Annotated in this window: 27 protein-coding genes; 17 read left to right on the forward strand and 10 right to left on the reverse strand. The window is 69.5% G+C overall.

Translation table 11 applies throughout. The features are described 5' to 3' along the window. The 4 genes from macS to ACZZ98_RS16405 all read left to right on the forward strand — a co-directional run bounded on the left by macS (nt 1) and on the right by ACZZ98_RS16405 (nt 4,555). Entirely contained in the window at nt 1-1,194 is a 1,194-nt protein-coding gene (gene macS, locus ACZZ98_RS16390; RefSeq protein WP_463517237.1) for a MacS family sensor histidine kinase, read from the forward strand. Further along, nucleotides 1,191-1,889: a response regulator gene (locus tag ACZZ98_RS16395; RefSeq protein ID WP_463517238.1), complete on the forward strand. Its 699-nt coding sequence runs from the start codon at nt 1,191-1,193 to the stop codon at nt 1,887-1,889. The genes macS and ACZZ98_RS16395 overlap by 4 nt, the downstream gene beginning before the upstream one ends. A gap of 235 nt (nt 1,890-2,124) precedes the next feature. Then, a complete protein-coding gene (locus ACZZ98_RS16400; protein WP_463517239.1) occupies nt 2,125-3,477 on the forward strand; it encodes a class II 3-deoxy-7-phosphoheptulonate synthase in 1,353 nt (450 codons plus the stop codon). After that, the gene (locus ACZZ98_RS16405) at nt 3,470-4,555 is read left to right on the forward strand and encodes a threonine aldolase family protein (RefSeq protein WP_463517240.1); all 1,086 of its coding nucleotides are present in this window, start codon (nt 3,470-3,472) and stop codon (nt 4,553-4,555) included. Before ACZZ98_RS16400 ends, ACZZ98_RS16405 begins: the two co-directional genes overlap by 8 nt. A gap of 26 nt (nt 4,556-4,581) precedes the next feature. Here the strand turns inward: ACZZ98_RS16405 and ACZZ98_RS16410 are convergent, their stop codons facing one another. The 3 genes from ACZZ98_RS16410 to ACZZ98_RS16420 all read right to left on the reverse strand — a co-directional run bounded on the left by ACZZ98_RS16410 (nt 4,582) and on the right by ACZZ98_RS16420 (nt 8,643). Beyond that, a complete protein-coding gene (locus ACZZ98_RS16410) occupies nt 4,582-5,517 on the reverse strand; it encodes a DMT family transporter (protein ID WP_463517241.1) in 936 nt (311 codons plus the stop codon). A 1-nt stretch (nt 5,518) separates the two neighbouring features. Then, nucleotides 5,519-7,447, reverse strand: a complete 1,929-nt coding sequence (gene pknB / locus ACZZ98_RS16415; protein WP_463517242.1) for a Stk1 family PASTA domain-containing Ser/Thr kinase — start codon at nt 7,445-7,447, stop codon at nt 5,519-5,521. Nucleotides 7,448-7,509: 62 nt separating this feature from the next. After that, entirely contained in the window at nt 7,510-8,643 is a 1,134-nt protein-coding gene (locus ACZZ98_RS16420; protein ID WP_463517243.1) for a lytic transglycosylase domain-containing protein, read from the reverse strand. Between the two features lie 143 nt (nt 8,644-8,786). Between ACZZ98_RS16420 and ACZZ98_RS16425 the strand changes: the two genes are divergently transcribed. Next, complete coding sequence (locus ACZZ98_RS16425; RefSeq protein WP_463517244.1) at nt 8,787-9,158, forward strand: Rv2175c family DNA-binding protein; 372 nt, start codon at nt 8,787-8,789, stop codon at nt 9,156-9,158. Nucleotides 9,159-9,243: 85 nt separating this feature from the next. Here ACZZ98_RS16425 and ACZZ98_RS16430 read toward each other — a convergent pair whose 3' ends face one another. Beyond that, nucleotides 9,244-9,573 (reverse strand): hypothetical protein, encoded by a 330-nt coding sequence (locus ACZZ98_RS16430; protein WP_463517245.1) that lies wholly within the window; start codon nt 9,571-9,573, stop codon nt 9,244-9,246. 139 nt (nt 9,574-9,712) lie between these two features. Between ACZZ98_RS16430 and ACZZ98_RS16435 the strand changes: the two genes are divergently transcribed. From ACZZ98_RS16435 to ACZZ98_RS16445, 3 genes are all read left to right on the forward strand, one after another. Further along, the gene (locus ACZZ98_RS16435) at nt 9,713-10,384 is read left to right on the forward strand and encodes a DUF4304 domain-containing protein (RefSeq protein WP_463517246.1); all 672 of its coding nucleotides are present in this window, start codon (nt 9,713-9,715) and stop codon (nt 10,382-10,384) included. A 137-nt stretch (nt 10,385-10,521) separates the two neighbouring features. Further along, entirely contained in the window at nt 10,522-11,175 is a 654-nt protein-coding gene (locus ACZZ98_RS16440; protein ID WP_463517247.1) for a hypothetical protein, read from the forward strand. A 73-nt stretch (nt 11,176-11,248) separates the two neighbouring features. Further along, nucleotides 11,249-11,644: a hypothetical protein gene (locus ACZZ98_RS16445; protein ID WP_463517248.1), complete on the forward strand. Its 396-nt coding sequence runs from the start codon at nt 11,249-11,251 to the stop codon at nt 11,642-11,644. Nucleotides 11,645-12,041: 397 nt separating this feature from the next. On the opposite strand, the gene ACZZ98_RS16450 is transcribed toward ACZZ98_RS16445, so the two are convergent. From ACZZ98_RS16450 to ACZZ98_RS16460, 3 genes are all read right to left on the reverse strand, one after another. Beyond that, nucleotides 12,042-13,190 (reverse strand): IS110 family RNA-guided transposase, encoded by a 1,149-nt coding sequence (locus ACZZ98_RS16450; protein WP_463517249.1) that lies wholly within the window; start codon nt 13,188-13,190, stop codon nt 12,042-12,044. A 481-nt stretch (nt 13,191-13,671) separates the two neighbouring features. Beyond that, nucleotides 13,672-13,914: a hypothetical protein gene (locus ACZZ98_RS16455; protein ID WP_463517250.1), complete on the reverse strand. Its 243-nt coding sequence runs from the start codon at nt 13,912-13,914 to the stop codon at nt 13,672-13,674. After that, the gene (locus ACZZ98_RS16460) at nt 13,911-14,201 is read right to left on the reverse strand and encodes a hypothetical protein (protein WP_463517251.1); all 291 of its coding nucleotides are present in this window, start codon (nt 14,199-14,201) and stop codon (nt 13,911-13,913) included. Before ACZZ98_RS16460 ends, ACZZ98_RS16455 begins: the two co-directional genes overlap by 4 nt. A 183-nt stretch (nt 14,202-14,384) precedes the next feature. Here ACZZ98_RS16460 and ACZZ98_RS16465 point away from each other — a divergent pair, with 183 nt between their 5' ends. After that, nucleotides 14,385-14,603, forward strand: a complete 219-nt coding sequence (locus ACZZ98_RS16465) for a hypothetical protein (RefSeq protein ID WP_463517252.1) — start codon at nt 14,385-14,387, stop codon at nt 14,601-14,603. 14 nt (nt 14,604-14,617) lie between these two features. Here ACZZ98_RS16465 and ACZZ98_RS16470 read toward each other — a convergent pair whose 3' ends face one another. Beyond that, nucleotides 14,618-15,514, reverse strand: coding sequence for an LLM class flavin-dependent oxidoreductase (locus ACZZ98_RS16470; RefSeq protein WP_463517253.1), 897 nt, complete (start codon nt 15,512-15,514; stop codon nt 14,618-14,620). A 230-nt stretch (nt 15,515-15,744) separates the two neighbouring features. Between ACZZ98_RS16470 and ACZZ98_RS16475 the strand changes: the two genes are divergently transcribed. The 4 genes from ACZZ98_RS16475 to ACZZ98_RS16490 all read left to right on the forward strand — a co-directional run bounded on the left by ACZZ98_RS16475 (nt 15,745) and on the right by ACZZ98_RS16490 (nt 17,799). Beyond that, nucleotides 15,745-16,431: a hypothetical protein gene (locus ACZZ98_RS16475; protein ID WP_463517254.1), complete on the forward strand. Its 687-nt coding sequence runs from the start codon at nt 15,745-15,747 to the stop codon at nt 16,429-16,431. Between the two features lie 67 nt (nt 16,432-16,498). Further along, nucleotides 16,499-16,903, forward strand: coding sequence for a VOC family protein (locus ACZZ98_RS16480; protein ID WP_463517255.1), 405 nt, complete (start codon nt 16,499-16,501; stop codon nt 16,901-16,903). Beyond that, nucleotides 16,900-17,178 carry a winged helix-turn-helix transcriptional regulator gene (locus ACZZ98_RS16485; protein ID WP_463517256.1) on the forward strand — a complete coding sequence of 93 codons (279 nt, stop codon included), beginning with the start codon at nt 16,900-16,902 and terminating at the stop codon, nt 17,176-17,178. Before ACZZ98_RS16480 ends, ACZZ98_RS16485 begins: the two co-directional genes overlap by 4 nt. Nucleotides 17,179-17,211: 33 nt before the next feature. After that, the gene (locus ACZZ98_RS16490; protein ID WP_463517257.1) at nt 17,212-17,799 is read left to right on the forward strand and encodes a GNAT family N-acetyltransferase; all 588 of its coding nucleotides are present in this window, start codon (nt 17,212-17,214) and stop codon (nt 17,797-17,799) included. Nucleotides 17,800-17,821: 22 nt separating this feature from the next. Here ACZZ98_RS16490 and ACZZ98_RS16495 read toward each other — a convergent pair whose 3' ends face one another. Continuing rightward, complete coding sequence (locus ACZZ98_RS16495; protein WP_463517258.1) at nt 17,822-18,907, reverse strand: polyprenyl synthetase family protein; 1,086 nt, start codon at nt 18,905-18,907, stop codon at nt 17,822-17,824. Nucleotides 18,908-18,985: 78 nt separating this feature from the next. On the opposite strand from ACZZ98_RS16495, the gene metF reads away from it, so the two are divergent. Beyond that, nucleotides 18,986-19,873, forward strand: a complete 888-nt coding sequence (metF, locus tag ACZZ98_RS16500; RefSeq protein ID WP_463517259.1) for a methylenetetrahydrofolate reductase [NAD(P)H] — start codon at nt 18,986-18,988, stop codon at nt 19,871-19,873. Between the two features lie 165 nt (nt 19,874-20,038). On the opposite strand, the gene ACZZ98_RS16505 is transcribed toward metF, so the two are convergent. Continuing rightward, nucleotides 20,039-20,560 (reverse strand): YbaK/EbsC family protein, encoded by a 522-nt coding sequence (locus tag ACZZ98_RS16505; protein ID WP_463517260.1) that lies wholly within the window; start codon nt 20,558-20,560, stop codon nt 20,039-20,041. A gap of 135 nt (nt 20,561-20,695) precedes the next feature. Here ACZZ98_RS16505 and ACZZ98_RS16510 point away from each other — a divergent pair, with 135 nt between their 5' ends. Genes ACZZ98_RS16510 through ACZZ98_RS16520 form a run of 3 tightly spaced genes read left to right on the forward strand, consistent with a single transcriptional unit; the run spans nt 20,696 to nt 25,253 of the window. Beyond that, nucleotides 20,696-21,013 carry a DUF6504 family protein gene (locus ACZZ98_RS16510; RefSeq protein WP_463517261.1) on the forward strand — a complete coding sequence of 106 codons (318 nt, stop codon included), beginning with the start codon at nt 20,696-20,698 and terminating at the stop codon, nt 21,011-21,013. Between the two features lie 5 nt (nt 21,014-21,018). Then, nucleotides 21,019-21,426: an SAV_6107 family HEPN domain-containing protein gene (locus ACZZ98_RS16515; RefSeq protein ID WP_463517262.1), complete on the forward strand. Its 408-nt coding sequence runs from the start codon at nt 21,019-21,021 to the stop codon at nt 21,424-21,426. After that, a complete protein-coding gene (locus ACZZ98_RS16520; RefSeq protein WP_463517263.1) occupies nt 21,423-25,253 on the forward strand; it encodes a DNA polymerase III subunit alpha in 3,831 nt (1,276 codons plus the stop codon). Before ACZZ98_RS16515 ends, ACZZ98_RS16520 begins: the two co-directional genes overlap by 4 nt. Nucleotides 25,254-25,307 lie beyond the last annotated feature (54 nt).

Here is a 25,307-nt window from a genome sequence, read left to right on the forward strand (position 1 = left end):
ATGAACCGCCGGGGGGCCCTGTTCGGGGTGACGTACCGCTCGGTGCGCACTGGTCGGTCCGAACCGGTCATCGTCGAGGCCTTCTCGCGCGGGCTCGACTACTTCCGGCCTGCGGCGGCCCTATATGCCGGGTCGGTCGTCTGGGCTCGCCACGACACGATGGCACGGCCCTGGGTGGCGTTCACCGTCATCGGGGTCCTCATGGCGTTCAGCCTGCTGCTGCTCGTCTTCCGGCGCCGGACGACCTGGTTGCTCGCCATCGAGGTGGCGTTGGCCGTCGGCGGGATCTTCGCGACCCTGCTCGCCGACCACCCCGAGGACGTCGCCGCAGGACAGTTCACTCTGCCCACGATCTGGGCGGCCGGAGGCGTCGTCGGTGCCGCCGTCCTCCACGGCCGGCTCGGCGGCCTCGTGGTGGCTGGGATCATCGCGGCGGCCGACCTGGTCGAGATCGGGTCGCCCACCCAGACCACGTGGCACAACATCCTGCTGCTCGTCCTGCTCGGCGTGCTCATCGGCCTCGCCGTCGACCTCGCCCGGGGCGGTTTGCACCGCTACGAACAGGTGCTCGCCGAACGTGAGCGGCTGCGCGAGCGCGAGCGGCTGGCCCGCGTCGTCCACGACGGGGTGCTCCAGACCCTCGCGTTCATCCACCGCCGCGGTGAGGAGCTCGGAGGCGAGGGTGCAGAGCTGGGCGCAATGGCCGCCGAGCAGGAGCGCACCCTGCGCCGCCTGGTCTCCCAGGACGTCACGGGTGCGCAGCTGCCCGGTGCATTCGCGGTCCCGGCAGGCGCGGTCCGCCGGGACCTCCGCCTGCTGCTCGGCGCCCACGAGGGTGAGCGGGTCAGCGTGTCCCTCCCCGGTGGACCCGTGCCCCTCGAGGGCGCCCGTGCCGAGGAGCTCGATGCCGCCGTGGTGGCGGCCCTCGACAACGTCCAGCGTCACGCGGGCGACGACGCCCGGGCGTGGCTGCTGCTCGAGGACCACGGCGACACGGTCACGGTCACCGTGCGCGACAACGGTGTCGGCGACGAGCCCGACCATCTGCTCTCGGCTGCCTCCCGCGGGCGGCTCGGCGTCAGCCAGTCGATCGTCGGTCGTGTCCGCGACCTCGGCGGCACCGCCGACGTCATCACCCGACCCGGCGGTGGCTGCCGTGTCGTCATCACCGTCCCACGCGAGGAGTCCGCATGACAGAGAGCCCACCCGCCACCACAGTGCTCGTCGCCGACGACCACCCCCTGTGGCTCGGTGCCCTCGAGCGCGACCTCGTCCAGGCGGGCCTAGACGTGGTCGCGACAGCTGCCGACGGGCCCTCGACCGTGCGGCGGGCCCGGGCGACCCGGCCCGACGTCCTCGTCCTCGACCTCAACCTGCCGGGGATGCGCGGCGACGAGGTGTGCCGGGCTCTGGGCGACCTCGAGACCCGCGTCCTCATCCTCTCGGCGAGCGGTGAACAGCTGGACGTCCTCGCCGCGATCAAGGCCGGCGCGACCGGCTACCTCGTGAAGTCGGCGTCCAGCAAGGACATCGTCGCCGCCGTCACAGCCACCGCCCGAGGTGAGGCCGTGTTCACCCCCGGACTGGCCGGGCTCGTCCTCGGCGAGTTCCGTCGGATGGCTGCCGGTGGCGCCGAGGCCGTGGCCACACCGCAGCCGGCCGAGCGGCCCATCCCCGAGCTCACCGACCGCGAGACCGAGGTGCTGCGGCTCGTCGCCACGGGCATGTCCTACAAGGAGATCGCCGCCGAGCTCGTCCTCTCGCACCGCACGGTGCAGAACCACGTCCAGAACACCCTGGGCAAGCTGCACCTGCACAACCGGGTCGAGCTCGTCCGCTTCGCCCTGGCCCGAGGCCTCGAGGACGGTCCCAGCGGCACGGAGTCGTGAGAGGGCCTGCGATCGGCGGCTGACCGGCATACGGGCGCCGCAGGCCCTGCCGCATTATCGGGTGACCCGATAAAGGGGCGCTCGACCGCGGTTGGCAACCCGGGTCGAGCGGGACATTATCGGGTGACCCGATAATGCGGCTCGGGAGGCGGATGAGTGAGCGGGCACGCGATCGGCGGCTGACCGGCATACGGGCGCCGCAGGCCCTCCCACGCGACGCGCCTATCCTTGGCGGGTGAGCCTGACCACCGATCCCGAACTGCGCACCTCTCTCGAGGCGACTCCCGACCTCCCCGCTGCCCAGCAGCCGCTGTGGCCGGACGCTGCCGCCCTCGACGCCGCCGTCACCGAGCTCGCGACCTATCCGCCGCTCGTCTTCGCCGGTGAGTGCGACGTCCTGCGCGACCGGATGGCTGCCGCCTCCCGCGGTGACGCCTTCGTCCTGCAGGGCGGCGACTGTGCCGAGACCTTCGCCGGCGCCACGGCCGACAACATCAAGAACCGGATCAAGACGATCCTGCAGATGGCCGCCGTGCTCACCTATGGCGCGTCCGTGCCCGTGGTCAAGGTCGGTCGGATGGCGGGGCAGTTCGCCAAGCCGCGCAGCAGCCACACCGAAACCCGCGAGGGCGTGACCCTCCCGGCCTACCGCGGCGACATGGTCAACGACTTCGAGTTCACCGAGGCCGCTCGCAACCCCGACCCGCAGCGGCTCGTCAGGGCCTACCACGCGAGCAGCGCGACGCTGAACCTCGTGCGCGCCTTCACGACCGGCGGCTTCGCCGACCTGCGCCACGTCCACGACTGGAACCGTGGCTTCGTCGCCAACTCCGCCAACCAGCGCTACGAGAAGATCGCCCGCGACATCGACAAGGCGATGAAGTTCATGGCCGCGTGTGGCGCCGACTTCGAGGCGATGAAGGGGACCGAGTTCTTCGCCGCGCACGAGGCGCTCCTCCTCGACTACGAGCGGCCCCTCACCCGGGTCGACTCGCGCACCGGCAACCTCTACGACACCTCGGCCCACTTCGTCTGGATCGGCGAGCGCACCCGCGACATCGGTGGCGCGCACCTCGACTTCGTGAGCCGCATCCACAACCCGATCGGGGTCAAGGTCTCGGCCAAGGCCCAGGTCGACGACCTCCTCCGGATGATCGACCTCGTCGACCCCGAGCGCACTCCGGGTCGCCTGACGTTCATCACCCGCATGGGCGCCGGCCAGGTCCGCGAGTCCCTGCCGTCGATCGTCGAGAAGGTCACGGCGAGTGGCGCGGCCGTCACGTGGATCTGCGACCCGATGCACGGCAACACCTTCGAGTCGGCCTCCGGCTACAAGACGCGCGACTTCGAGGACGTCGTCGACGAGGTGCGCGGCTTCTTCGAGGTGCACCAGGCCCTCGGCACGGTGCCCGGCGGCATCCACGTCGAGCTCACCGGCAACGACGTCACCGAGTGCATCGGTGGCGCCGAGAAGATCCTCGACGCCGACCTCAACAAGCGCTACGAGACGGTCTGCGACCCGCGCCTCAACCACCAGCAGAGCCTCGAGCTGGCCTTCCTCGTCGCCGAGATGCTCAGTCGTGACTGACGTGGTCACCTCTGAACCCACTCAGGACGCCGGTATGCCGCGTCGCTGGGTTGCCGACCTGCTCTCGGACACGCTGACCCAGCCGACACCGGCGATGCGCCGCGCCATGGCCGACGCGCCCGTGGGCGACGACGTCTTCGGTGAGGACCCCACGGTCAACGCCCTCGAGGCCCGGGTCGCCGCGCTGCTCGGCCACGAGGCCGCCCTCTTCGCACCGACCGGCTCGATGGCCAACCAGCTCGGCATGCGGCTGCACGTCGAGCACGGCCAGGAGATCATCGCCGACACCCTCGCCCACGTCCTGCGCGCGGAGCTGGGCGCCGCCGCGGTGCTGTCGGGCATCTCGTCACGCACGTGGGCCAGTGAGCGCGGCCGTCTCGTGCCGTCTGGACCGCTGGGTCTCATGAGCGTCGGTGCCGGGCCTTACCAGGTGGGGACCGCCCTCATCGTCGTCGAGAACACGCACAACTTCGGCGGCGGAACGATCCAGCCTCTGGGCGCGATCCGCGAGGTGCGGTCGGTGAGCCGCGAGGCCGGCGTCGCGATGCACCTCGACGGTGCCCGCCTCTGGAACGCCCATGTCGCCACCGGTGTGCCGCTCAGTGACTACGGCCGAGAGTTCGACACCGTGAGCGTGTGCCTCTCCAAGGGGCTCGGTGCTCCTGTGGGCTCCGTCCTCGTGGGTTCGGCCGAGCTCATGGCGCGAGCACGCATCTGGCGCAAGCGTTTTGGTGGTGGGATGCGGCAGGTCGGCATCCTCGCCGCGGCAGGTCTGCACGCGCTCGACCACCACATCGAGCGCCTCGCGGACGACCACGCCCGGGCCGCGCGGTTCGCAGCGGCCGTGGGAGAGGTCGCTCCTTCCGTGCTCGACCCGGCGTCGGTCGAGACCAACATCGTCATGCTCGACCTGTCCTCGACCAAGTGGGCACCGGCTGAGCTGGTCGACGCGGCTGGGGCACGCGGCATACGCACGTATGCCGCCGGGCGGACCGGCGTGCGTCTCGTCTGGCACCTCGACGTCGACGACGCGGCGACGGACGCCGCGACCGACGTGTTGGTCGACCTGCTGCGCTGACGTCCTGGCGCAGGGAGCGGACGCTCTCAGACGTCGTGGTGCAGGATCTCCACCGGTGGGTCTTCGAGCGCTGACGCGTCGTCGGTGTGGGTGCTGCCGCGCAGCTCCACGAGGTACATCGCTCCGAGCACGAGACCGCCGCCGAGCAGCAGCCGCGCCGTGACGACCTCGTTGCCGAAGAGCACGGCGAACACGGCCGCGAAGACCGGCTCCATCGCCATGACGATCGCGGCGCGGGTCGCCGTGAGGTGGGCCTGGGCCCACGTCTGCGCGATGAGGACGCCGGCCCCGGCGACCACGGCCATGTAGAGCAGCGAGGTCCACTGACCGCCGGTCGCCGGCAGGGTCACTCCGTCTGGGATGGCCGCGCCGAAGCAGATGACGGCGATGACCGCCGCCTGGACCGTCGAGAGCCCCAGCGCCGTGGACCCCGTGGACCAGCGGCCGAGCGCGAGGATGTGCAGGGCATAGATGACGGCGGAGCCCAACGTGAGGGCCTCGCCGAACCCCATCGCCAGACCTTGCAGCGACAGCACCCCGATGCCGATGGTGGCGATGAGGGCTGCGACCCAGGCAGCGCGGGGGATGTGGTCGCGCAGCAGCAGCGCGCCGAGCACGGGCGTGAGGACGATGTAGGTCCCGGTGAGGAATCCCGACACGGAGGCGGCGGTCGTCTCGAGTCCGGTGGTCTGCAGGAGCTGCGCCACGGCATACAGGGCTCCGAGTCCCGCGCCCAGGGTGAGCTCTCGACGGGTCAGGGCCAGGGTCTGCCGGTGGAACAGGGCGAACATGAGGACCGCGGCGATGCCGAAGCGCACCGCGAGGAAGTCCGCCGACGGGACGTGCTCGACGAGGTCACGGATGAGGAAGAACGTCGAGCCCCAGACGGCCGTGACCGCGAGCAGCAGCAGGACGGCGAGGCGGGACTGCCGGTCGTGGGCGGGCGATGGGGGAGAGGTCACCTCAGACCGTCGTCACGACGATCTCGGAGCCCTTGCGGACCTGGTCGCCCGAGCCCGGGTTGAGGCCCTGGACGGTGCCGAAGTTGATGCCCGGGATCGCCTGGCGTTCGGTGACCTTGAGGCCGAGCCCTTCGAGCAGGCCCTTGACCTCGGTGAACTGCTTGCCGATGAGGCCACCGGGCACGGTGATCAGCACCGGCCCCTTGGAGACGACGACGGAGACCTTGTCGCCTCTGAAGAGGTTCCCGCCTGCTGGGTCCTGCCGGATGATCGACCCGTCGGGGATGGTGTCGTCGTTCTCCTCGCCGGTCACCTCGACCTCGAGACCGGCCTTGCCGAGCGTGTCCTGCGCAGAGTCGAGGCTCTTGCCGGTGAAGTTCTCGACCGTGATCGGCTGGCGACCCTTGCTGACCACGAGTGCGACGGCGGTGCCGCGCTTGAGCTGGGTGCCGACCTTGGGGTTGGTCGAGATGACCTGCCCGTCGTCGACGTCCTCGCTGAACGCCTCCGTGATCTTGCCGACGACGAGGTTGGCAGCGGTGAGCTGGTTGGTCGCCTCGGCCTGGCTGGTGCCGGGCAGGGGTGGGACGACGTAGCGCTCGGGGCCCTTGGACACGAGCAGCGTGACGGCTGTGCCGCGCCGGACCTCGGCGTTGGCCGCGGGCGTAGTCGAGATGACCAGACCCTTGGCGACGCTTTCGCTGAAGCCGTCCCGCCGGTCGGGGTCCAGGTGCTGGGTGCGCAACGTGGCCTCAGCCGCCACCACCGGTTTGCCCACGACTGCCGGCACGATCGTCGGGGAGCCCGGGCCGGCGATGAAAAACCACGCCGTGGCCGAGGCGATGGCAGCGGACACGACGACGAGCACCCACGGCCAGACGGCCCGGCGCCGGGCGCGGGGTGCGTCGTCGCGCACGGCGACACCGGCCGTGGCGGGAGGTGCGCCCCGGACCTGGTCGCGCAACGACGTCTCTGTTCGAGGTGCGGCATGGCGCGAGCGCGCGACCGGCAGCGCGGTCGTGCGGGTGAGGGTCGATGCCGCGGCCTCGGCTGCGGAGGGGCGGTCGTCGAGCTCGTCACTGGTGAGCTCACGGCGAGCCGTGCGCAGCAGGGCGGCGAACGCGGCGGCGTCCGCGGGTCGACCGTCAGGGTCGAGGGACGTCGCTGCCGCCACGACCTCGTCGAGGATCTCGGGCGCCTCGGGGTCACGGCTGCGCAGCCGTGGCGCACCGGCGTGCACGTGCTGGTAGGCGACGTTGATCGCGGTGTCGCCGTCGAAGGCCTTGGACCCCGTGAGCATCTCGAAGAGGACGAGACCCGCCGCGTAGACGTCGCTCCGGGCGTCGGCGATGCCCCGCTCCACCTGCTCCGGGGAGAGGTAGGCGACCGTGCCGAGGAGGAGTCCGGACGACGACGTCACGGTCTGCGAGGTCACGGCGCGGGCGAGCCCGAAGTCCGCCACCTTGACCGCGCCGTCCTCACGCAGGATGACGTTCTCGGGCTTGACGTCGCGGTGGATGATGCCGGCGCGGTGGGCCGCGGCGAGGGCGTCGAGCACCGGGATCATGATATCGATCGCGGCCCGCGGGGTGAGCGAGCCCTCGGCGTCGATGACCTCGCGCAGCGTCTGCCCGGGGACGTACTCCATCGCGAGGAACATCCGACCGTCGTCCTCGCCCTGGTCGAAGACCGCGACGACGCCGGGGTGCGAGAGGCGGGCGGCGGACCGGGCCTCGCGGTGGAAGCGTGAGCGGAACATGGCGTCCTGGGCCAGGTGCTGGCGCATGACCTTGAGCGCGACCTCCCGGTCGAGACGGGTGTCGAGGGCGAGGTAGACCGTGGCCATCCCACCGTCGGCGAGGCGCTCGATGACGCGGTAGCGACCGTCGAGGATCTCTCCGACGAGACCGTCGGCGGGGGCGGTGGACACCAGTTGAGTGTACGGACTGCGCGGTTGCAGCCCGGGGACCCCGGTGCCCGACGCTGCCGGTGTCACATACGACCCCTGAGCGCCTTGATGTTGGCCACATAGCTCTTGGTGTCGGTGAACATCCCGCGCGTCGTCACCGAGTGCAGGCCCTGGTAGTAGCCCGCGATGGCCATGTCCTCGGACGGGGCGGCGCGAGTGAGGGCGCGCAGCATGACGACTCCTGCCGTCACGTTGTCCTCGGGGTCGAGCAGGTTGAGCTTGCGTCCGATGAGGGAGGACGCCCACTCACCGCCGGACGGGATGACCTGCATGATGCCGACTGCGTTCGCGACAGACACCTGGCGCTGGTTCCACCCGGACTCCTGCATCGAGATCGCGAGCGCGAGCCGCGGGTCGACACCGTGCCGGCGGGCGGTCGCCTTGATGAGGGCCTTGGTCTGCGAGCGCGTCGGCACCGAGCGGCCGGCGAGGATCTCACGGTTGCGCGCTGCGTTCTGGACGATGCGGTCGGGGTAGGTGCGCCCGGCGAAGGTGTTCGGCAGCGCCGCCTTGGGGGCAGACTTCCGTGCCGCGGTGCCCGGCAGGGTGAGGCGCTGGCCGGGGTAGATCATCGTGCCGCGCAAGCCGTTGGCCTTGACGATCGAGGAGACGGTGCGCCCGGTGCGGGCCGCGATGGCGAGCAGGGTGTCACCGTTCTTGACCGTGTATGCCGCACTCGACGACTTGCCCTTGCCGCTCGCCTTCGCGCTGTTGTTCTGGGAGGACGCCGCACCGGAGAGGCGCAGCTGCTGGCCCGGGTAGATGAAGGAGCGCGGGGAGATGCCGTTGGCCTTGGCGATCGCGGGGACGGTCGTCCCGTAGCGGGCGGCGATGCCGTAGAGGGTGTCACCGGCCCTGACCGTGTGGCTGCCGGCCGAACGGGACGTCGCCCGGGGGCTCGCCTTGGCCGTCGACCCCGCGCGGCCCGGCACCTGGATGGTGGAGCCGGCCCAGAGCCGACGGGCGTCGCTGATGTGGTTCTTGGCGGCGAGTGCACGTGGCGTCGTGCGGAAGGTCGCGGCGAGACCGATGAGGGTGTCGCCGTCCTTCACCGTGTAGGTGGTCCAGCCATGTGGTGCCGGGCTGGAGTGGGTCGAGACCGTCGCGGGGACGAGGACGGCGGGTGGCACCGTCGCGGGGGGCAGGGCGATGACCATGAGGGCCGTCCTTTCCGAGGCAACGGCCCGCCGAGGGCCGTCGTGGAGACTGGTGTTGACAATGGGACAGATGTGGTAAGCGTTGACAGAGTAGCGGGTGAGACTAGTCCGTGCGAGGGGTAGCGGTGTGGCACGCTTGCCTCGTGAAAGACCAGGACACCGATCTCGAGGCCCTCGTCGGCCAGTGGCTGACCGTTCCCGACCTCGCCGAGCGGCTCGACCTGCCCCTGTCGGCGGTGCGTCAGCTCATCGACGACCGCGAGGTGCTCTCGGCTCGCATCGGCGAGCGTCGCGTCGTCGCCGTGCCCGAGAAGTTCCTCGACGACGAGGGCGTCATGTCCTCCCTCAAGGGCACGTTCACCGTGCTCGGCGACGGCGGCATGAACGACACGGAGATCCTGACCTGGCTCTTCACCCCGGACCCCACGCTGCCCGTCGAAGGTGCCCCGATCGACTCGCTCCGTGGCGGTTTCAAGACCGAGGTGCGGCGACGGGCCATGGAACTCGCCTTCTGATTCGTCCGAAGGCACGTGCCACAGAGACGAGTTGTCTCGGAAGGCATTCGGCGATGAAACGTCCGCTCATGCCGATGAGCGGTAGTCAGGGAAGGTATGCCTCGGCCGGGATCTCTCCGTCCTTCAGCAGTGCCAGAACTTCGTCAATGACCGCGTCGAGGTCGGCGACGGTCACAAGGTCGTAGTGCTTGTTGATGGTTTGCCCATCCCGCAAACGAAGGGTTCCGAGTTCAGTCTCACCCGATTCCCAAATGAGAATCTCGGCTAGCCACTGTCCATTCGCGAATATGGCGGACGTGACCGCCTTGCCGTAGTTCGCCTTGATCGGACCAACGGACCAGTCCAGCCCGAGGGAATCCCACTCGATCGCATGTTGCTGCACACGGGGCGCGAACATCTCCAGGTTGAAGGGCACGGGTGGCAGGGTGCCATGAAACGCACTCTCTTGCCGCGATCCGTTTCCTTGGGGAGCGGCGTCCGCCCGCCTGATGCGCCCGCTCCCTTCTCTCCATGGGTGACAGGACGTGTGAGTAGGGAAGTGTCACAATCCTTTGATGTTGGCCAGGGATGCACTGAAGTTAGCGGTCAAGGACGACGTTGTGCCGACGCTGCGGGCGGCCGGCTTCAGGGGGACGTACCCGACGTGGCGGCTGGAGCGTGACGGCGACACGGCCGTGGTCAGTATTCAGTCCGGTCAGTACAACGAGGGTACTTATGGGACCTTCGACGTCAGCCTGTCCGTCGTTCCACCTTGCTGGTGGGCGTGGACGCACGAGTGCGCCCCAGACACGCCTTGGGGAAGCTCGAGCAAACCCGGTCGGGCACTCCCTTGGGACGGCCTGTACCGAGGTGGGTTAATGCCCCCAGGGAAACGAAACCACCACTCGACCGAATGGACGGTGGATTCACTGGCTCAGGCGAGAGCCGCCTCGGCTGAGATGACCGCCGCCCTGCAAGACGTGGCTATAACAAGGATGCTGGGCCTCATGGGTCCTGGTCGGATGCTCACTGCGCTCAGAACTGGCGCGATAGACGAAACTAGCCCAGTCCTCCACCGCCCCGGCATGAGGGACATAGTGCTCGCCGTGCTGCTCACAGACGTAGGTGGCCCAGAACTCGACGAAGTTTGCCGACGCTTGGAGCAATGGGCTGGTCGCGAGTTCTCAGAACTACCCTTGGCTACGGCGTCTTGGGCGCGTCGTCGCGAAGCGTCGATAAAGGCATGAATTCCCCATCGAGCCCATGTGCAGCAGGGGGCTGGCAGGGTGCCAACGTCCACCACAGAACGTCCGCATCTGCCGCATTGGGCGAATACGAGCGTGCCCCTACGCTGATCCTCGTGCCTCGAGAAGCCGCAGTCCCGATGCTCACCGAGGTGTCGGAGTACACCGGTCAGCAGGCCATTGCCGTCTCTTGCACCCAACTTGGGACCGGGTTCACGTCCAGCCGGGCCCGGCGTGTCGTTGATGAGTGGATCGAGCTCCTGAGCAGTCGCACGCCGTTAACGGAACTGCGGTTCACGACCCGCACTCCGAAGCGCCTGTTCGCGGCGCTGGCCGGTCAGCCACAACTGACTCGACTTGTCGTGAAGTGGGGCGACTACACGGACTTGAGCCCGCTCGGCTCGATGACGGGGCTGCGCCATTTGGAGCTGCGCGGCGCCTCTGCTGTGACCGATGTGGGGCCTCTGGCGGCTCTTCACGACTTGAGGTTGCTAGCGCTGGAGGGCTTTCGCACGATTGAGGACCCGTCGCCCTTTGCGAACTTGCACCGCTTGGCCGATCTCGAGATCGGCGGAGCCTGGATGACCCCGCGCAACGGTCACATCGCGAGCATTGGATTCCTGCGCCCGCTCAGAGACCTGGAGAAGGTTCTCTTGCACACGGTTGTGGTTGACGACCTCGACTACAGCCCACTACTGGATCTGCCAAAACTCCGGTCGGTGCGGGCAATGAAAGTTCGGGGCATGCGTCCGGAGCATGAGGAACTCCGCCGCCGGCTCCCCTGGAAGGCATGAGGAAACGCACTCTTCTGCCGCAGTTAGCGCGATCCGTTGCACCGATGAACGGCACTTCTGAAACGATGCGCCCATGGCTGACCGCTCGTTCCCGTTCTCACCTCGGAGTACGGTCGCGCTCGAGGTGGGCGACCTGATTGCGGTTCCGTGCGAACCGTCTGGCTGGGCGTGCTTACAGGTGGTGGATCTCCGGCGCGGCGGCGCTGGAGCGCGCACCACGTTCGTGGCTGGAGTGCTGCCCTGGCGCGGGCAAGCCGCTCCGACTCGTGACGACATCGTCGGCATCGGCGCGGTCGAACATGGCCTAGCTCCGGTGGAGCTGTTCACTCAGGGTGGGCTGCAGGTCGTCGACCAAGCCGAGATTGTGGCGACCTCGCTCCCGTTTAACTTCCGCGATACGCAGGTCGGCACGAGCCACAAGGTCTGGGGTTGGAAGACCGCGATCCGACGGGCACAGGCGGCCTCGTAACTTCCGGACATGCCGCGATCCGGGCATCCTGATGGACGGGACACCACCCCTAGCTTTTAAGGCGGCAGTGGTCTCTTGGGCCGCTGATCGTCTGACGCCTTACCCCCGGCCGCTTGTGCGCCTGACGTCGCGAACCGCGTAGACAAAGCCGAGCACACTGAACAGGAGTAGGGCGGACCAACCCACCCAGTCGAGATCACGCTCGCGGTTTGGGCTCGCCATGATGCTGATTTGAACAGCGATGCACACAACGAGGACGACGTACTTGTATGCGGGGCTCTCAACGAGACGACCCCACCCGGTGCCCATGGACAACTGGTAGGGGTGACCAGGCATCTTTCGCACGGATTCGAATATCGCGGTCGATGCCCTCGTCCGGCCATGGCTCCCTTCTGTGTCAAGACGCCCGCGGGAGGCTGGTCGTAGGCTTGGTGGTGGCGGGTCCGGGAAGTGGCTTGTCCGAAGAGCCGGCGTGGGGTTGTGAGCCGGTCGCGCTGGAGTCAGAGTCGTTGCCCCGTTGCCCTCCCGGGCTCGTCACCTTGCTCGCGGTGTAGTCGCCGAGCATCGTTCGGTAGACGAGGTCGGACAGGCGCCGTTTGAGGCATCGCATCGCTTCCATCGAGGTCTTGCCGGCGGCTTTCTTCCGGTCGAAGTAGGCGCGTCCCTCGGTGGTGGGGGTGCGCAGCTGGACCGTGGCCATGATGTGCAGCACCCGGTTGATCTGTCGGTTTCCGCCGCGGGAGAGGCGGTGGCGCACGTGGTCGCCGGAGGAGGCGTCGATGGGGGCGGTGCCGGTCCAGGACGCGAAATGGTTGCGGTCGGGGAAGCGGGACAGGTCCCCGACCTCGACCAGGAGCCGTGCGGCGCCGGAGGGGCCGATGCCGTGCAGGTCGAGCAGGGAGGTCCCGGTCGCGGCGACGAGGTCCTTGAGCTCCTTGTCGGCGGCCTTCTTGCGGGTGTAGATCCGTTCCAGGTCGGCCACGAGCTCGGCCGCGACCCGCTTGCGGGTCTTGCCCACGACGTCACGCGGGCGCACGCCGGCGAGCAGGGTCTTGGCCTGGGCCGCGGAGAGGTACTTCTTCGCGCCACCAGGCAGCATTTCCAACAGGATCCGGTGCAGCTGGCTGATCTTGCGGGTGTGCTCGTCCCCGATGGAGCGGCGCCGATCCACCAGCAGCTGGAGCACCTCGAGCTGGGCGTCGGACACCACGGGTCGCAGCCCGGCCATGCGGGTGCCGACCAGCGCGACCGAGTGCGCGTCGGTGGCGTCGGTCTTGCGGCCCTGCCCGGTGGCGAACACCCGCGCCCGAGCGGAGAGCTTGGCCGGCACGTCGACGATGTCTTGTCCGTCGGCCAGGAGCCGGTGGGCGATGTGCCGGCCGATGCCTTCGCAGCCCTCGATCGCCCAGACCCGGTCCGGCCACCCGGCGACGAAGTCCAGCATCGCCTGGTAACCCTCGACCGTGGTGTCGAACCGGCCACCAGCCACGACCGTCTCGTCGGCGAGCATCACCTCGATCGTGACGCTGCGTTTGTGCGGATCCATCCCGATAACAACCCGCGGAACCTGCTCTTCCATGACGTCCTCCGTCGCCTTGAACCTGTGATGGTTGGGCGTGGAGGGCACCGCTACTTCGAGCAGAGCAATCCCTTCTTGAGCCTCTCCTGCCCGGCGGTGCCCGGGCGGCGCAGTCCATGTGAGAGCCACACGATCATCGTGGGCAGCCGCGATTGAGAGCGACGAACCCGGGCACCTGAACCGAGCCTGCGCAGGCACCGGTCCTGCCGTCAATGAAACAAGTAGCCGCGTTTAGTGCGCTGGATGAGTCGCGGATGCATCGCTACGGCTGCGGAGGAAAGGACGACGAGTCCCAGGACGAGCACGGGCTGGCGTGGACCGGGCAGCGTGACGAGCCGCACCGAGGACACATCGGTCCGCCTGTGCCCGCATCAGGGTCCTGTAGATCGTCGTTATTGAGGCGCCTCCATGGCGGGCCACGCGCCATTGACTGGGACCAGGACGGTCCTCACTCGCGGTCTCTGACCTTGAGGTCACGAAGTACTTTTGCAAGGTTCAGCCACCCGCCAATGAGTACTGCTGCGGTGAGGACGGCAACAACTGTCAAGGCGATACGGACCAAGGGTTCGTCCTCGAACGCAACCCGCAAGACGACTCCTGCGACGACGACGGTGAGGAGGCCGAGAGACCACAGGAAAACGGACCGACGTTGCTCTCGGGTCGGCTTCGGGGGGTCGTAGGGACCAGTCATCGCTGGGACTCGCGGAACCAAACGAAGAAGGCCGTTGCTCCGCAGCCCATCATCACGACGGTAAGCGCCAACCGAACCATCTGAGCGCTGTCGCCCTCCAGCCAGATGCCAGCGATCGAGTTTGCGGCCATCGCAATGATGAACGCAATCAACCACTTCATCGCTCGGGACATGGAGGCAGTCAACCAAAGGATCTTCGGGCCGACCTTGTGGAACGCATCCCACACATGACCGTGGTCATAGAGACACATCGGAGAGGGTTCGGCAGACGTGTCCGGCGCTTCCATCAGGTTCGTGCCCCCGGATCCGGATCAGGTTCGCTCTTCGTGCGCTTCGCCCCATTCGGAACTAACACTGCGATCGGGCTCCAGTGTGCGGTTGGGGAAGATGCCCACGGCGTCGGTGCGCTGGCCAGGCTGGCCGCTCGGGCCGTCGAGCGGCTGGCCTCCGCTTTCGAGGGCGGGCACAACGTGCGACTTCTCGATTACCAGCTGGGGCGCCGGCCGATGCCCGGGGACCAGGGCCCGATCATCGGCGGTCACCGGTCACTGCCGGGCCTCTACCTCGCCGTCATGCACTCTGGACTGTGCCTGGGCCCCACGGTGGGGCGCCTGGCCGCCGACGAGATCCTCGGGAACGGCACGGTAGACCAGTTCGCCCGTTGCCGTGTGGACCGCTTCGAGGCCTGACCCTCGTTCGACAGTCAGCCGTCGAGACCAGCCAGCGACTCCGCCACCACGTCGATCGACTCGGCTGTGATCGGGTCCAACACCAGCTGGAGGTGCGTCGCGCCGGCCTGTGACAGCCCTTGCACGTGGTCGCAGAGATCGTCGGGCGTGACCGTCCTTACCTTCGCGTCGTAGACGTCACCCATCAGCCGGCCCTTTGCGCCGGGGAGGGTGACCAGAACGGCAGCGGTTGCCTCTACGTGCCGCCCGTTCGGCATCACAGCATCGACCTTCGACTTCTCCTCCGCGAAGCGCTCCACCGAGTTGTCGTACCGGCTCCACCAGACGTTCCAGGAGTCCACGACCGGCAACCCGATGCCCAGCATCCGAGGGCCGGTGGAGCCGAGCATGATCGGCGGGCCACCCTCCCTCACCGGGCGCGGGTCGAGCACGCAGTCCTCGACGTCATAGAACTCCCCATGGAAGGTGGTGCGCCCCGTCCGCAGCAGCGGGACGATGATCGCCAGCGCCTCCTCGAAGCGTGAGACGCGCCGGTCATAGGGGAAGCCGAACGCGTCGTACTCCCGTCGGTTCCAGCCTGCGCCGAGCCCGACGATGAGCCGCCCCTGAGAGATCGCGTCCACGGTCGCGGCCTGCTTGGCCAGCATCGGCGGGGAGTGAAAGCTGGTCGAGGCGACGAGCGGCCCGAGCTCCACCCGCTCCGTCACTGCCGCGATGGCCGCGAGCGTCGTCCAGGCCTCGTACGGCCCCCGCGTCACCCCATTCGGCAAGTCGTAGAGCAAGTGGTCACCCACCCAGACCGAGTCGTAGCCGGATGCCTCCACCCGTCGCGCCAGATCCAGGTACTCGGGCCACGGGAGGAACCGTTCCACCTCCGGCAGCTGGACACCGACCTTGCACACCCGCTTCATGGGGTTGACCCTAGGGACTGGCTGGTCCGACTGCCACACCGAATCAGACCGAGATCGCAGGTCGAGGAGGTCCCTCGCACCCGGATCACAACACAGCGGGTCACGTTGCTCGGACATCCGAACACGCCACGATGAGCGGGCGGGTTCGTACGTCGCATCAGGTGACGGAGTGCCCGCCTACGTTCCTCGTCCACCGGACCGTGAAGCCTCCGTTCTGGTACCACTGGAGGGTGGCAGGGGAGACGGCGGCGGAGCACGAGGCCGGGGTCCGCGCGAGCCAAGCGTGGTACGAGGACGTCTTCGCCGTGCACGGGATCCCCACCCGGTCCGACGACGCCCTGTGGTGGGCGCTCGCTGAGCCGCCCCCGTGGCACTCCGCCGCCAAGACGCTGCGGCGCGACGTCACGGTCGACCGTGTGCTGCGCGCCATGGAGCCGTTCGAGCACTGCTCCGTCGCCGACTCGTACGGCACGGTCGACCTCGAGCCTGCCGGGTTCCAGCGGTTGTTCGAGGCGGACTGGCTGCACCGCGAAGCGGCTTCCCCTCAAGCCACCCTGCCCGATGGGTGGGGCGTCGTCGCCGAGCCTGACGAGCTGGTGACATGGAACGAGCTGCACGACTACACGGGAGTGCTCCTTCCGGCATTCCTCGAGCACCCGCGCTTCACGATCCTCGCCCAACGCGAGAGCAAGGAGCTGGTCGGCGGCGCCGTGCTGCACGAGGCAGGCACCACGGTGGAGCTCTCCAACGCGTGGGCCGCTGCCGACGGGACTGAGGATGTTGCCGCCATGGTCGCGTGCGCAGCCGTCCTCAACCCCGGCCGACCGCTCGTCGGCTACGCGCACGGGGACGAGCTGGGTCAGTGGCTCTCGGCCGGCTTCCGTACCGCCGGAACGCACGTCGTGTGGGTGCGCTGAGCTAACGGTCCCGGTGAGAGATGGGGCAGCCCTTGACGGCGCACTTGCATTTTGCAAGTATGGCCGCATGAGCCTCTTCATCACCTGCCCCGTCCAGAGCGTCGAGCGCGCCACCGCCTTCTACACGGCCTTGGGCTGGACGCTCAACCCGGAGATGTCCGACCACAACGTGTCGTGCTTCGCCATCGCGCCGGAGCAGTACCTCATGCTCGGCAGCCGCGAGATGTACGCGAGCATCGGGGGAGTCGAGGAAGTGATCGGCGGACCGGACACACCCTCGAAGGTCACGGTGTCGTTCGACCTCGGCAGCCGGGAGGCGGTCGACGAGCTGGTCGACCGTGCCGGTGCAGCCGGCGGACGAGTCGGCGACATCGACGACTACCCCTTCATGTACCAGCGCCAGTTCGACGATCCCGACGGCTACCACTACTCGCCGTTCTGGATGAAGCCGAACACCGACTCCGCCGAGTGAGCGACCTGGCCGCGGCCCTCGACATCGTCGGAAGCCGGTGGGCGCTGCTCATCGTGGAGCGGCTGCTCGAGGGCCCGCAGCGCTACGGCGACCTCCAGCGCGACCTCGGGACGCCGACAAACATGCTGGCGACCCGCCTGCGCGAGTTGGAGGCCGCCGGTGTGCTGACCCGACTGCCTCTTCGGCACAACACACGCGCCTACGCGCTGACCGATCGAGGGCTCGCACTAAGCGAGGCGATCGCTGCCCTCGGACGCTGGGGGGCCGAACGGTAGGAGTCCACGTCCGACGCGGTCTAGGTTGCCAACATGTCCGAGCTCACGACCAGGTCGCTCACTCCGGAGACCTTTGACGACTTCGCCGCCCTCGTCGAGCGCAACAAGGGGATGTTCGCCAGCTGCTGGTGCACCTGGTTCCATCCCGACGACCGGGAGCCGGACAGCGCCGTCGAGGACAACCGGGCGTTCAAGAGGCGCCGTGTGGACGAGGGGATCGCGCACGCGGCGTTGGTCTACGACGGGGACCTGGCCATCGCCTGGGCGGAGTACGGCACACCTGAGGAGCTACCCGGCATCCACCACCGCAAGGAGTATCTGGCCACGGCCGAGCGACTGCCCGACTACCGGATCACCTGCATCCAGGTCGAGAAGGCCCACCGTGGCAAGGGGCTGGCGTCGGTTGCCCTGCGCGGAGCCGTGGACCTGATCGCGCAGGCAGGCGGCGGCGTGGTCGAGGGCTACCCCCACGACACCGGCGGGAAACGGAAGAAGAACTCGTCGTTCCTCTACAACGGCACCCGCACGATGTACGAGCGCGAGGGCTTCACGTATGACCGCCCCAAAGGCCTGGGCAACTGCGTGATGGTGCGCAAGGTGGCCCTGAACCGGTCCACCTGAGGCGAATCGCTGTCGAGGCGGGTCAGGCGGTGCGGGCGGTGCTGATCTCGACGAGCTGGTCGAGGATGACCGCTGCGTCGGGGGCGACACCGGTGGCCGCCGCGAGGGAGGCGCGGGCACTGGCGGCGAGACGGCCGATCTCGGACTCGACCGCGTCGACGGCGCCGGAAGCGGTGATGACCGCTCGAAGGTCGTCGACGGCGGTGGTCCCGAGGTTCGGGTCGCCGAGGGCGGTGCGGAGGAGCTGGCGTCCGGCGTCGTCGGTGCCGCTCAGGGTGTGCGCGATGAGCACGGTGCGCTTGCCCTCGCGCAGGTCGTCGCCCGCCGGCTTGCCCGTCGCCTCGGGGTCGCCGAAGACCCCGAGGAGGTCGTCACGCAGCTGGAAGGCGTGCCCGAGGTCGAGGCCGTACGACGACAGGTAGGCGAGATCAGCCTCACCGAGGCCCCCGGCCGTGGCGCCGATGAGGAGCGGGTGCTCGACGGTGTACTTGGCGCTCTTGTAGCGGATGACCCGCTGCGCCCGCTCGATGCGCTCGGTTGCCGGCAGGTCGTCCCACGGGCGGACCGAGTCGACGACGTCGAGGAACTGCCCGGCCATGAGCTGGGTGCGCATCCGGTCGAAGACCACACGTCCCCGCGCCAGGTCGGCCGCGTCGAGCCCACTCGTGGCGACCAGCTCGTCGGTCCAGGTGAGGCAGAGGTTGCCGGCGAGGATGGCGCCCGCCACGCCGAAACGCTCGTCGTCACCGCCCCAGCCACGCTCGGTGTGGACGGCGGCGAGCGCGCGGTGGGCGGCCGGCATACCCCGTCGGGTGTCCGAGTCGTCCATGACGTCGTCATGGATGAGCGCCGCGGCCTGGAAGAACTCCATGGCGGTCGCGAGGCGCACGAGCTCGTTCGAGTCGGCGCGGCCGGCGGCCCGGTGGCCCCAGTAGAGGAAGGCGGCCCGCAGTCGTTTGCCCCCGGCGAGCAGGGATCCGACGCGGTCGAGGAGGTCGGTGACGTCCGGTCCGAGCTCGTCGAGGACGACGGCCTGGCGCCGCAGCTCGTCGTCGATGCAGGCCTGCACGCGAGCGCGGAGATCTGCCTCGTCCAACGGGCTGGTCACGAACGCTCCTCGCATCTCACGCATCTCACGGGGTGTGGGCCTGAGCCTACGGCCTGCCCACTGGACTAATCTCACCCCATGGCACCCCGCTCCATCCCCCAGCTCCTCTCCTCCGAGCGGCCCTCGGTGAGCTTCGAGTTCTTCCCGCCCAAGGACGACGTGTCCGAGGCGGCGCTGTGGGATGCCATCCGACGCCTCGAGCGGGTCCGACCCGACTTCGTGTCGGTGACCTACGGCGCCGGGGGGACGACCCAGGACCGCACCGTCCGGGTCACCGAGCGCATCGCGCGCGAGACGACCCTCACCCCGTTGGCCCACCTGACCTGCGTCGGTGCGTCCGTCGAGGACGTCCGCCGGGTCATCGGGCAGTATGCCGCCGCGGGAGTGCGCAACATCCTTGCGTTGCGTGGCGACCCGCCGGGCGACCCCGGTGGCGAGTGGGTCGCCCATCCCGAGGGCCTCAACCACGCAACCGACCTCGTGTCGCTCATCCGCACGCTCGGCGACTTCACGATCGGCGTCGCGGCCTTCCCCGACGTGCACCCGGCCTCCCCGGACCTCGACCACGACGTCGACATCATGCTCAAGAAGGCCGATGCGGGCGCGAGCTTCGCGGTCACGCAGATGGTCTTCGACGCCGACAGCTATCTGCGCCTGCGTGACCGGGTCGCCGAGCACCGCGACCTGCCGATCACGCCCGGACTCATGCCGGTGACCAACCTCAGGCAGATCACCCGGATGTCGCAGCTCATGGGGACGCCACTGCCCAAGCCGGTCGTCGACCGGCTCGAGGCCGTGAGCGAGGATCCGGCCGCGGTCCGTGCGGTCGGCGTCGAGATCGCGACCGAGCTGGCCCAGCGCATGCTCGCCGAGGGCGCACCGGGGCTGCACTTCATCACGATGAACCGCTCCACGGCGACGCTCGAGGTCTACGAGAACCTCGGCCTGTCCGCGGGGGCTCGCTGACCCTGGTCTGAGTACCTCGGGCCTGCCGAACCTGAGTACGTGTACTGATCCGGCGCCACCTTTGTTGCCGCCAGAGTGATCACGCGGCCGCGTGGCCGGGTCGGTGAGTGTGGAGGGGCGCTCGTCATCCCGGCGACGCGGCCGTCCCGCCTCTCGTGGCCGGCGTCAGTCGACCTGGATCGCCTTGCCGCTCGTGATGCGCAGCAGCTCGTCGTACGTCGTGCGAAAGACGGAGTGGCTGTGCCCGGCCGCGGCCCACACCACGTCGAAGCTGCTGAGCGTCACGTCGACGACGGTGCGCAGGGGAGTGGGGTGACCGACGGGCGCCACCCCGCCGATGGCGAAGCCGGTCCACTCGCGCACCTGCTCGGGCGTGGCCTTCTCGACGGCGGCGAGGTCGAGCAGGGCGGCGATGCGGTCCTGGTCGACGCGGCGACCACCCGAGGCGAGCACGAGGAGCGGCTCGGTCGAGCCGTCGTGGCGGCGCCCGGCGAAGACGAGCGAGTTGGCGATCTCGGAGGGGGAGACCCCGAGTGCCTCGGCGGCGGCCCGAGCCGTGCGGACGGCATCGGGGAGGTAGCGCACCACGGTCTGGACATGGTGTGTCGCAAGGGTGCTCAGCACGGCAGCGACCGAGGGGTGGTTGCTCAGGTCTCGTTGAGAGACGGCGTCCCCGGGCTGGCTCATGCCGTCAGCGTAGGGGCTTGACGGCGTGCTGTCCGGCGGTTGTACAGTGGAGATGTTCGAACAGGCGTTCGAACCTTGGCGATCATCTCGATCGCCCCTCTCACTCCATCCCATCCTGCCTGAGGAGGCCATGTCGTGGTGCGCCGGTACGAAGAACGCGTCGAGGTCCGGGTCGAGGCCGCGGCGCCCGCCACGGATGGCTCGCTCGCCGTCCGCTGCCGCCCGCGTGCGTTCGTCTGGCGCGGCCGCATCCTCGTCGTCCGAGAGGTCCTCGAGGACTGGAGCGAGCGCCGGTCGTGGTGGCGCGACCTCGGTGACCTCGGCGCGCGTCCCGAACGTCATGTCTGGCGGGTCGAGGCCGGCAGCGCTGCTGGCACCGGCGTCTACGACCTCGCCTCCGACGCCGCCGACGGCTGCAGCGACCCCTGGGTCCTGCTCCGGGCCCAGGACTGACCGCCGTGGGTGCCGCCCCTGCCCTCGCCCTGCTCGAACAGTCCCGCCAGTGCCTTGCCGAGGCGTATGCCGCGGAGCTGGCTGCCGCTCGCTACGTCACCTCCCAGGATGCCGCGATGCGGGCCGCCGCCGCCCTCGTCGCCGGTCACTCCGGACGCGGACGCAGCCGTCAGGACCTGTGGCCGCTGGTCGCGAACCACGCCCCGGAGCTCGGCGAGTGGGCCGACTTCTTCGCCCTCGCGGCCGTGCGTCGCGAGGAGATCGAGTCGCGCACGGTCCGGGTGTCGGTGCGCGAGGCCGACGACCTGCTGCGCGCCGCCGAGACCTTCGTCGAGCTTGTCACCGTCACCCTGGGTATGCCGCGTGGCGAGCGTGCTGCCCGTCGCCTCGCCGCCGCTCGAGAGACGGCATGAACGACTTCGTCCACCTGCACGCCGCGTCCGGCTTCTCGATGAGGTTCGGCGCCTCGACCCCGGAGGACCTCGTCGAACGGGCCGCCGCCGACGGGCAGCCTGCCCTGGCCCTCACCGACCGCGACGGTCTCTATGGCGCGGTGCGGTTCGCGATGGCCTGTCGCCGGGCCGGCATCGACCCCATCCTCGGTGTCGACCTCGCCGTCGGGGAGCCCGTGACGGGGCGCCCCGCGCGCAAGGCCCGCACGCCGGTGCGTGGCGGCGCCGTCGTCGACCCACGGCTGCCGCGGGTCACCGTGCTCGCCCGGGGACGGGCTGCGGGCACCGGTCCCGGGCTCGGTTGGGCTGCCCTGTGCCGGCTCGTCACAGACACCCACCTGCGCGGTGAGCGCGGTGTCCCCGTGACGCTGCCCGACCTCCTCGCCCGCTGGTGCCGCGGCGGCGACTCCGACTTTGTGCCCCATTGGGACCGTTCCAGCATCGGTGACCATCGAGCGGATGGTCCCCATGGGGCACAAAGTCGCCTGCGGGTGCTCCTCGGACCGGACTCCGACGTGGGTCGGGCGCTCCTCGCCCGTCGCCCCGTCGAGGCCCGAGCCCGGCTCGAGAGGTGGCGGACGCTCCTGCCACCCGAGGCGCTCGCCATCGAGGTCGTCGGCAACGGTGGGCCCGAGGGGACCCCCGGCTCCCGCGTCCACGCCCGCCACCTGCTCGGCCTCGCCGACGAGGCCCGCGTCCCCGCCGTCATCACCGCAGCGGTCCGGCACGCCGACCGCGACGGGGTGCGCACCGTCGACATCCTCGACGCCGCACGTCGGCTGGTGGTCCTCGACTCACGCCACCTCGACCGGGTCACCGACGCCGGTCACCTCGCGAGCAGCGAGGAGATGTGGCTGCGCGCCCTCGAGATCGCCGGTGACAACGGCCGCGCCGCCCAGCTCGTCGGCGCCACGCTCGCACTGGCCGACGAGTGCGTCCAAGACGCCCGCGGCGACCTCGGCATCGGCGCCGTCCACCTGCCCGAGCCGAGCATCCTGGGCATCGAGGCCGGGGTCGACCCGCACCAGGTCCTCACCGAGCGCTGTCGAGCCGCGATGGGCGCAAGGTTCCCCGAGATCGGGGACGCGGCACGGCATACCGTGCTGTCCCGTCTGGACGACGAGCTGCGCGTCATCGCGGACCTGGGGTACCCCACCTACTTCCTCACGGTCGCGGAGGTGACCGACCTCATCAAGGCCAAGGGGGTGCGCGTCGCGGCTCGCGGCTCGGGGGCAGGGTCGCTCGTCAACTACCTGCTGGGCATCAGCGGGGTCGACCCGATCCGGCACGACCTGCTCATGGAGCGGTTCTGCTCACCGCTGCGCGCCGAGCTGCCCGACATCGACATCGACGTGGAGTCGGCGCGGCGGACCGAGATCTATGAGGCGATCCTCGACCGCTTCGGCGGTGACCGGGTGACCTGCGTGTCGATGATGGACACCTACAAGGTGCGCCACGCCATCCGTGACGTCGGTGCGGCACTCGGGATGCCGCCCGTCGAGATCGACGAGATCGCCAAGGCGTTCCCGCACATCCGCGCCAAGGACGCCCGCAGTGCGATCGCCGACCTACCCGAGCTGCGTTCTCGCGGGCTGGATGCGCCCCGCCTCGACACCTTCTTCGAGCTCGTCGAACGCCTCGACGGGCTGCCTCGCCACATCGCCCTGCACCCGTGCGGCGTCGTCCTGTCCAACGCCGGGCTGCTCGACCGCACGCCCGTCGAGGCGAGCTGGCCCGGCTTCCCGATGAGCCACTTCGACAAGGACGACGTCGAGACCCTCGGCCTGCTCAAGCTCGACGTCCTCGGCATCCGGATGCAGTCGGCGATGGCCCACGCCGTCGCCGAGGTCAGGCGGGTCGACGGCGACGAGGTCGACCTCGACGACGAGAGGCAGGTGCCGCTCGACGACGAGGCGACGTTCCGGCTCATCCGCACGGCCCACACCCTCGGCTGCTTCCAGATTGAGAGCCCGGGGCAGCGCGAGCTCATCGGCAAGTTCGGTCCCGAACGCTTCGGTGACCTCATCATCGACATCTCGCTCTTCCGCCCCGGGCCGGTGAAGTCCGACATGATCCGCCCGTTCCTCGAGAGCCGGCACGGCTGGTCCAAGCCCCAGCTCATCCACCCGACCCTCGTGCCGACCCTCGCCGAGACCGAGGGTGTCGTCGTCTTCCACGAGCAGGTCCTGCGGATCGTCGCCGAGACGACCGGGGTGACGCTGGCCCAGGCCGACGAGGTGCGCCGCACGATGGGCACTCCCCAGGGGCAGCTCGACATCGAGGCGTGGTGGCGTCCCGCGGCCCGGGCGCGAGGGTATGCGCCGGACGATGTCGACCAGATCTGGGCCGTGCTCAAGTCCTTTGCGTCGTTCGGGTTCTGCAAGGCGCACGCCGCAGCCTTCGCCCTCCCGACCTACCACTCGGCCTGGCTCAAGACCCACCACCCGGCGGCGTTCCTCGCCGGTGTCCTCACCCACGACCCGGGGATGTATCCCAAGCGGCTCATCCTCGACGACGCCCGGTCGCTCGGCATCGCCGTCCTCGCGCTCGACGTCAACGCCTCGGGCGACACCTACCGCATCGAGCGGCTCGACGAGGGCAGGAGGGGCGACTTCACCCCGGTGCACCCCGACCTGCCCGACGCAAGCGGCTACGGCATCCGCCTCTCGCTTACCGACGTCAAGGGCATCAGTGGTGCCGAGGTCGCGAGCATCGTTGCGGGACAGCCGTTCTCGAACCTCGGTGACTTCTGGTCACGTGCCACGGTGAGCCGGCCGGTCGTCGAACGACTCGTCCTCGCCGGTGCCTTCGACTCCATGCACGGCATCGGGGTCTCGGGCTCCGGGCTGGGGCGTCGCGGTCGCATCACCCGCCGTGACCTCCTGCTCCACGTCGGTGAGCTAGACCGGTGGGAGCGGGTGAGCACGGGACGGTCGTCGCGTCGCCGGGTCCCGCCGCCGACCCTCCGCGACGACCTCGTGCGGGAGCGGGCAGCGGCGCAGTCACAGGCAGCTCGGCCGGTCGTGGCTGCAGCCGAGCAGTCGGTGCAGCTCACCCTCGACCTCGGCGACCGGCCCGAGCTCACCCCCGGCACCGGCCTGCCCGAGATGACCGGCACCGAGCGGGTCCGGGCCGAGCTCGACGTCCTCGGGCTCGACGCCTCGGCGCACGTCGTCGAGTTCTACGGGCCGATGCTCGACGCGCTCGGGGTCGTCCGCAGCCGCGACCTGCTGGGAGCGCGCAGCAACAGCGAGGTGTGGATCGCCGGGGTCAAGGTCGCGACCCAGACCCCACCCATCCGGTCGGGCCGCCGGGTCGTCTTCCTCACCCTCGACGACTCCACCGGTCCCGTCGACGCGACCTTCTTCGAGGACGTCCAGGGCCCGTATGCCGCAACGATCTTCCACTCCTGGCTCCTGCTGGTGCGTGGTGTCGTCCGTCGAACGGGCCCACGCGGGATCTCGGTCCGTGCGACCGGTGCCTGGGAGCTCGCCGGGCTCTGGGATGCCTGGCGCGACGGTGGTCAGGCTGCTGTCGTGCGTGCGCTCGAGAGTGCCGACGCCGAGGCCATCGCCCGCGCCGAGGTGGGGGAGCGCGAGGCCGACTCCCGCGGGAGGCGCCGGGTGCTCGTGCACGCGTCCGGGTTCAAGCAGTCGCCCTATGCCGACATCAAGCCCGCGGGCACGTCGACCACCGACGGCCGTCTCGTCGGATCGGTCGCCGTCCCGGAGCACGGCACGCCGTCGCGCAAGCTGTGGCACTCCAGCCCCGGCAGCTCCGGCCACTGAGACCCCGGAAGGGAACCGGTCAGGAATCGAGAAGCAGCGACGTGGCCCGCAAAC

This window comes from Knoellia sp. AC549 (assembly GCF_979258975.1).